The 6,102-nt window shown below is 72.1% G+C and carries 7 protein-coding genes; 6 read left to right on the top strand and 1 reads right to left on the bottom strand.

The window, feature by feature from the left end; translation table 11 throughout:
• From N869_RS12140 to purD, 3 genes are all read left to right on the top strand, one after another.
• Positions 1–183: DUF3151 family protein (locus N869_RS12140; RefSeq protein WP_035062081.1), on the top strand; the 183-nt coding region annotated here is incomplete at its 5' end.
• A gap of 69 nt (positions 184–252) precedes the next feature.
• Complete coding sequence (locus N869_RS12135) at positions 253–1,539, top strand: adenylosuccinate synthase (protein ID WP_035062077.1); 1,287 nt, start codon at positions 253–255, stop codon at positions 1,537–1,539.
• Positions 1,540–1,543: 4 nt separating this feature from the next.
• On the top strand, positions 1,544–2,836 hold the full coding sequence (purD, locus tag N869_RS12130) for a phosphoribosylamine--glycine ligase (protein ID WP_035062075.1): 1,293 nt from the start codon (positions 1,544–1,546) through the stop codon (positions 2,834–2,836).
• A 93-nt stretch (positions 2,837–2,929) separates the two neighbouring features.
• Here the strand turns inward: purD and N869_RS17855 are convergent, their stop codons facing one another.
• Entirely contained in the window at positions 2,930–3,706 is a 777-nt protein-coding gene (locus N869_RS17855) for a hypothetical protein (protein WP_198026064.1), read from the bottom strand.
• A gap of 134 nt (positions 3,707–3,840) precedes the next feature.
• Between N869_RS17855 and N869_RS12115 the strand changes: the two genes are divergently transcribed.
• From N869_RS12115 to N869_RS12105, 3 genes are all read left to right on the top strand, one after another.
• Complete coding sequence (locus tag N869_RS12115; RefSeq protein WP_035062071.1) at positions 3,841–4,581, top strand: L,D-transpeptidase; 741 nt, start codon at positions 3,841–3,843, stop codon at positions 4,579–4,581.
• Positions 4,582–4,641: 60 nt separating this feature from the next.
• Positions 4,642–5,565 (top strand): phosphoribosylaminoimidazolesuccinocarboxamide synthase, encoded by a 924-nt coding sequence (locus N869_RS12110; protein WP_035062069.1) that lies wholly within the window; start codon positions 4,642–4,644, stop codon positions 5,563–5,565.
• A 95-nt stretch (positions 5,566–5,660) separates the two neighbouring features.
• Positions 5,661–6,102, top strand: a 442-nt coding sequence (locus N869_RS12105) for a siderophore-interacting protein (RefSeq protein WP_198026063.1), incomplete at its 3' end; no start/stop codon positions are given.

The raw sequence follows: 6,102 nt of genomic DNA, 5'->3' as shown, positions 1-6,102 counted from the left end.
GCCGGCCCGGTGCCGGCCACCCACCAGGCGAACCAGGGGTTCCTGCGTGCGCTCCTGGCCCTGGCCGAGGCGGCCGAGGGCATCGGTGAGACGCCCGAGGCCGAGCGCTGCCGGGCGTTCCTGGGTGAGTGCGGCACGTCCGCGGACGAGGTCCGGGCCCTGCGGCAGGAGCCGCTCCGGTAACCTCGGTGCGGCGCCCGATCGGTTCGCCCGGTCCGTCGCGCCCCCAGGCCGTCGAGAAGAGGGACACACATGCCAGCCGTCGTCGTGCTCGGCGCCCAGTGGGGTGACGAGGGCAAGGGCAAGGCCACCGACCAGCTCGGGTCCCGCGTGGACTACGTCGTGAAGTTCAACGGCGGGAACAACGCGGGCCACACCGTGGTGATCGATGGCGAGAAGTACGCGCTGCACCTGCTGCCGTCGGGGATCCTGTCCCCGGGGGTGACCCCGGTGATCGGCAACGGCGTGGTGGTGGACCCGGCCGTCCTGTTCCAGGAGCTCGACGCGCTGGACGCCCGCGGGGTGGACACCTCCCGGTTGCTCGTCTCGTCCTCCGCGCACATCATCGCCCCGTACCACCAGACGATCGACAAGGTCACCGAGCGGTTCCTGGGCAAGCGGCGCATCGGCACCACGGGCCGGGGCATCGGTCCCGCCTACGCGGACAAGATCAACCGTGTGGGGGTGCGGGTCCAGGACCTGTTCGACGAGAACATCCTCGCCCAGAAGGTCGAGGGCTCCCTGGACCAGAAGAACCACCTGCTGCTCAAGGTGTACAACCGGCGGGCGATCACCGTCGAGGAGACCGTCGAGCACCTCCTGTCGTACGCCGAGCGGCTGCGGCCCATGGTCACCGACACGGCTCTGGAGCTGAACCGGGCCCTGGACGAGGGCAAGAACGTCCTGTTCGAGGCGGGGCAGGCGACCATGCTGGACGTGGACCACGGGACGTACCCGTTCGTGACGTCCTCCAGCGCCACCGCCGGTGGGGCGTGCACCGGGTCGGGCATCGGCCCCACACGCATCGACCGGGTCGTGGGCGTCATCAAGGCGTACACCACCCGGGTGGGCGAGGGCCCGTTCCCCACCGAGCTCAACGACGACCACGGTGAGTGGTTGCGCAAGACCGGTGGCGAGTTCGGGGTCACCACCGGCCGGCCGCGCCGGTGCGGCTGGTACGACGCGGTCATCGCCCGGTACGCCAGCCGCATCAACGGTCTGACGGACCTGGTCCTGACCAAGCTGGACGTCCTGACCGGGCTGGAGAAGGTCCCGGTGTGCGTGGCGTACGACGTGGACGGCACCCGCCACGAGGAGATGCCGGTGGGCCAGTCGGACTTCCACCACGCGACGCCCGTCTACGAGCACCTGGACGGCTGGTGGGAGGACATCAGCGACTGCCGGACGTTCGAGGACCTGCCCCCCAACGCGCAGAGGTACGTCCTGGCGCTGGAGGAGATGTCCGGCACGAGGGTCTCGGCGATCGGTGTGGGGCCGGGCCGGGACGCGACCATCGCACGCCACGACCTGTTGGGTTGAGCACATGAAGATCCTCGTCATCGGTTCCGGTGCCCGTGAGCACGCCGTCGTCCGGGCCCTGGCCACGGGCCCTGAGGGCCCGAGCGGGCACGAGCTGCACGCCGCCCCCGGCAACCCCGGGATCGCGGCCCTCGCCGAGCTGCACGACGTCGACCCGGTGGACCCGGCCGCGGTCGCGGCACTGGCGACCGGGCTGGGTGCGGCGCTGGTGGTGGTGGGCCCGGAGGCCCCGCTGGTCGCCGGTGTCGCGGACGCGGTCCGTGAGGCGGGCATCCCGTGCTTCGGCCCCAGCGCGCAGGCCGCGGCCCTGGAGGGGTCGAAGGCGTTCGCGAAGGAGGTCATGGCCGCGGCCGAGGTCCCGACCGCGATGGCGCACGTGTGCACGGACCTGGACCAGGTCGCCGAGGCCCTGGACGCGTTCGGGGCCCCGTACGTCGTGAAGGACGACGGCCTGGCCGCCGGCAAGGGCGTGGTGGTGACCTCGGACCGTGACGAGGCGCTGCGTCACGCGGCCGGCTGCCTGGACCGCCGTGGTGGCGGGGGCGCGGTGGTCATCGAGGAGTTCCTCGACGGGCCCGAGGTGTCGTTGTTCTGCCTGAGCGACGGGCGCACGGTGGTGCCGCTCGCCCCGGCCCAGGACTTCAAGCGGGCCCTGGACGGCGACGAGGGCCCCAACACGGGGGGGATGGGGGCCTACTCCCCGCTCCCGTGGGCGCCCGCGGACCTGGTGCAGGACGTGGTGGCCCGCGTCGCCCAGCCCACCGTGGACGAGATGTACCGCCGTGGCACCCCGTTCGTGGGGGTCCTGTACTGCGGGCTGGCGCTGACGTCGCGCGGGGTCCGGGTCATCGAGTTCAACGCCCGGTTCGGCGACCCTGAGACCCAGGTCGTGCTGGCACGTCTGGCCTCGCCGCTGTGCGAGGTGCTGCTGGCTGCCGCCACGGAGCGACTGGCCGAGCACCCTGGGCTGCGGTGGCACGCGGACGCGGCGGTGACCGTGGTGGTCGCCGCGCACGGGTACCCGGGTGCGGTCCGTGCCGGTGACGAGATCACGGGTGTGGACGAGGCCGAGCAGGTACCGGGGGCGCACGTCCTGCACGCCGGTACCGCGCAGGAAGGCACCGGGTCCCTGGTCTCGGCCGGTGGCCGGGTCCTGTCAGTCGTGGGCACGGGCGAGGACGTCGACGCGGCGCGCGCCGTGGCCTACGACGCCGTGGCCCGTGTGGGCCTGCGTGGTTCGCACCACCGCACGGATATCGCGGCCAGGATGCCCGTCGTGGAGGGCCCCGAGGCCTGAGCCGTTCGAGCTGGAGCACACACACGTCGGGCCCCACCGGAAGGTGGGGCCCGACGTGTGCAGGGGGTGAATCTGTGAAGGGTGGTGCAGTGGTCAGCCGGTGAAGGTCGGCTCGGCCACGATCGGGGTGGCGGGCGGCGCAGCGCCCTCGGGGACCTCAGGGGCCGGTGCCGGCGTGGGCTCCGGTGCCTCAGGCGTCTCCGGTGCCTCGGGTGCGGGGTTCTCCTCGGCGGGGGCCTCGGGCTGCGGTTCGGGCGTGGGCTCCGGGGTGGGCTCGGGCGTGGGCTCAGCCTCGGGGGCGTCCTCCCACTCGATGTCCTCCGGCACACCGGGGATCTGGACGTCGCCCTCGGTGCACTCGATCACCGCGACGCACTCGTCGGTGCCGGCCTCGCACACCCAGATGGCCTCGCACCCGGCGTCGGGCAGCTCGAGGCAGGGGCCCTGGCCCTCGGTCTCGCACGGCGGGACGGGCAGCGAGGGCTGCTCGACCGGGGGGGTGCCGGGCTGGGTCTTGCCGGGGCAGTTCCACCAGGGGTACTTGGTGTACTTCTTGCTCTTGTCCCACTTGCCCTGCTTCTTCGCCCAGTGGGCGGCCCAGTCGGCGGCCCAGTCGGCGGCGGCCCTCTCGTCCCAGCTGGAGGACTTCTTCTTCTTCTTCTCCCAGTGGGCGGACCAGTCGGTGCTGGTCCTCTGGTCCCAGCTGGAGGACTTCTTCTTGCGCTCCCAGTGGGCGGCCCAGGCGGAGGAGTGGGAGTCCCTGTCGCCCCAGCCGGTGGCGGGTACGGCAGCGGTTGCCGGCGACGCGCCCAGTGTCACCAGGGCGGCGATACCGACAGCGGCGGCGGTTGTCAGAACACGTGTGCGCATGGGGTTCCTCGTCGGTCGTCAGGATGTGCCTCGCACACTAGACGAAAAGATGCTCGAGTGGGGCAAATCGGACACAGGGGCTTTGGTCCTGTGGAAGAACGGGGCCCCCGTCCGGTTTGAGTAGATTGGCGCGCATGCGACGTCTACGACCTGCGGCCGCTGCGGTGGCCCTGCTGACCGTGGTGCTGGCCGGCTGCTCCTCGGCGGAGCCCGAGCCCACCGGGCACGACACGGCTCCCGTGACCAGCGAGCTCCCGGCGGAGTCGTGGATCGCGACCGCGGGGGAGGAGCGGGTCGAGGTGTTCGCGTCCCCCGGGGACTCCGAGCCCGGGACCGTGCTGGCAGCGGAGGACGTCGTGTCGGTCCCGGGGCAGATCCCGTTGACGTTCCTGGTGGCCGAGCAGCAGGACGACTGGGTGCAGGTCCACCTGCCGGTGAGGCCCAACGGCACCACCGGGTGGTTGCGTGCCGAGGACGTGAGCCTCACCTCGACCGAGTTCCGCATCGAGGTGCACCTGGACGACCATCGCCTGCTGCTGCACCACGGCGACGCGGTCGTCATGAACGTCAAGGTGGCGGTGGGTCGTGAGGACGTGCCCACCCCGGGTGGCGTCTACTACATCAAGGAGCTGCTCCAGCCGCCGCAGGCCGGTGGGCCCTACGGCGCCTACGCCTACGGCCTGTCGGGCTACTCGCCGGTGCTGGAGTCGTTCGCGGGTGGGGACGGGGTGATCGGCATCCACGGCACCAACGAGCCGGAGTCGATCGGCACCGACGTCTCGCACGGGTGCATCCGCATGCTCGACGAGGACGTGACGCGCATGGCCGAGGAGTTCGGACTGCCCTTGGGCACCCCGGTGGAGATCTTCGCCTGAGCCGCACCACCTTGTGGTCCCCGACGCGGTCGGTGCGGGGCGACCTGGGACACTCGGGGCATGACTGAGCCTCTGCAGCTGCCCGGCTGGCGTCACGTCTACTCGGGCAAGGTCCGTGACCTGTACGAGCCGACCGCCGGGGACGACGCGGTCGTGCTGGTCGTGGCCAGCGACCGGATCAGCGCCTACGACCACGTCCTGAGCACCCCGGTGCCGGGCAAGGGCGTGGTCCTGACCCAGCTGAGCCTGTGGTGGTTCGACCAGCTCGCCGACCTGGTCCCCCACCACGTGGTGACCGCGGAGCCGGGGCCGGGCGGAGTCCCGCACGAGGTCGCTGGACGGGCGATGGTGTGCCGACGGCTGGACATGGTTCCGGTGGAGTGCGTGGCCCGCGGCTACCTGACGGGCTCGGGCCTGGCCGAGTACCGGGAGTCCGGTCAGGTCACCGGCATCCCGCTGCCGGACGGGTTGGTGGACGGTTCCCGCCTGCCGGAGCCGATCTTCACCCCGGCGACCAAGGCCGCGGTGGGGGAGCACGACGAGAACGTCAGCCTGGAGGTCGTGGCCGGGCAGGTGGGGCGCGAGCTCGCCGAGGAGCTCCGTGATCTGACCCTGCGCGTCTACGCCCGGGCCGAGGGCATCGCCCGGGAGCGTGGCGTGATCCTGGCCGACACCAAGCTCGAGCTGGGTCGGGCGACGCAGGGCCCCGACGCGGGCGCACTGGTGCTCGGTGACGAGGTCCTCACCCCGGACTCCTCACGGTTCTGGCCCGCGGCCCAGTGGGAGCCGGGACGGGCCCAGCCCAGCTTCGACAAGCAGTTCGTCCGTGACTGGCTCACCTCCCCGGCATCCGGGTGGGACCGTGCCTCGGATGCGCCGCCCCCGCCGCTGCCTGCTGACGTGGTCGAGCGCACGCGCGACCGCTACCTCGAGGCGTACCGCCTGCTCACCGGCCAAAACCTGGACCTGCAGGCGTACGCCTGACGACCGTTCGTGCGAGGAGCATGGGAGAAGGGCTACCTACCTTAGGTAAGCCTATGCTTTACTGACTCGGCCGTACCGTCCGTCCGAGGAGTCCCATGAGCACCGCCACGACCGTCGCCCCCACGCGGGTCGAGCCGGCGTACCGGGGGTTCGAGGTCCGCGTCGCCCGCACCCGGCGCCTGAGCCCCAGCTTCCTGCGGATGACGTTCACCGGTCCTGACCTCGCCGACTTCGGCACCGCCGGCCTGGACCAGCGGATCAAGCTCGTCCTGCCCGCGGCCTGCGGTGCACCGGTCGACGTCGCACGCTTCACCGACCCCGACTGGTTCTCGGCCTGGCGACAGCTGCCCGACGAGCAGCGCAACCCCCTGCGCACCTACACGGTGCGGGCGGTGCGCCCCTACGAGCACGAGGTCGACGTCGACGTCGTCCTGCACGGGGTGGACCCCGGCGCCGTCACCACCCGCGGGTGCGGGCTCGCCCAGCTCATCGGCTGCGCGTGCGCCGCGCCCGCCGGGCCCGCGGTCCGGTGGTGCG

Origin of the sequence: Cellulomonas bogoriensis 69B4 = DSM 16987 (assembly GCF_000767165.1) — a bacterium.
GTDB classification, from domain to species: domain Bacteria; phylum Actinomycetota; class Actinomycetes; order Actinomycetales; family Cellulomonadaceae; genus Actinotalea; species Actinotalea bogoriensis.
This window is presented reverse-complemented; position numbering and strand designations above follow the sequence as displayed.

Coding starts and splice junctions, on each gene's coding strand:
- N869_RS12135 (WP_035062077.1), top strand. CDS start 253: ATGCCAGCCGTCGTCGTGCTCGGCGCCCAGTGGGGTGACGAGGGCAAG.
- purD (WP_035062075.1), top strand. CDS start 1,544: ATGAAGATCCTCGTCATCGGTTCCGGTGCCCGTGAGCACGCCGTCGTC.
- N869_RS17855 (WP_198026064.1), bottom strand. CDS start 3,706: ATGCGCACACGTGTTCTGACAACCGCCGCCGCTGTCGGTATCGCCGCC.
- N869_RS12115 (WP_035062071.1), top strand. CDS start 3,841: ATGCGACGTCTACGACCTGCGGCCGCTGCGGTGGCCCTGCTGACCGTG.
- N869_RS12110 (WP_035062069.1), top strand. CDS start 4,642: ATGACTGAGCCTCTGCAGCTGCCCGGCTGGCGTCACGTCTACTCGGGC.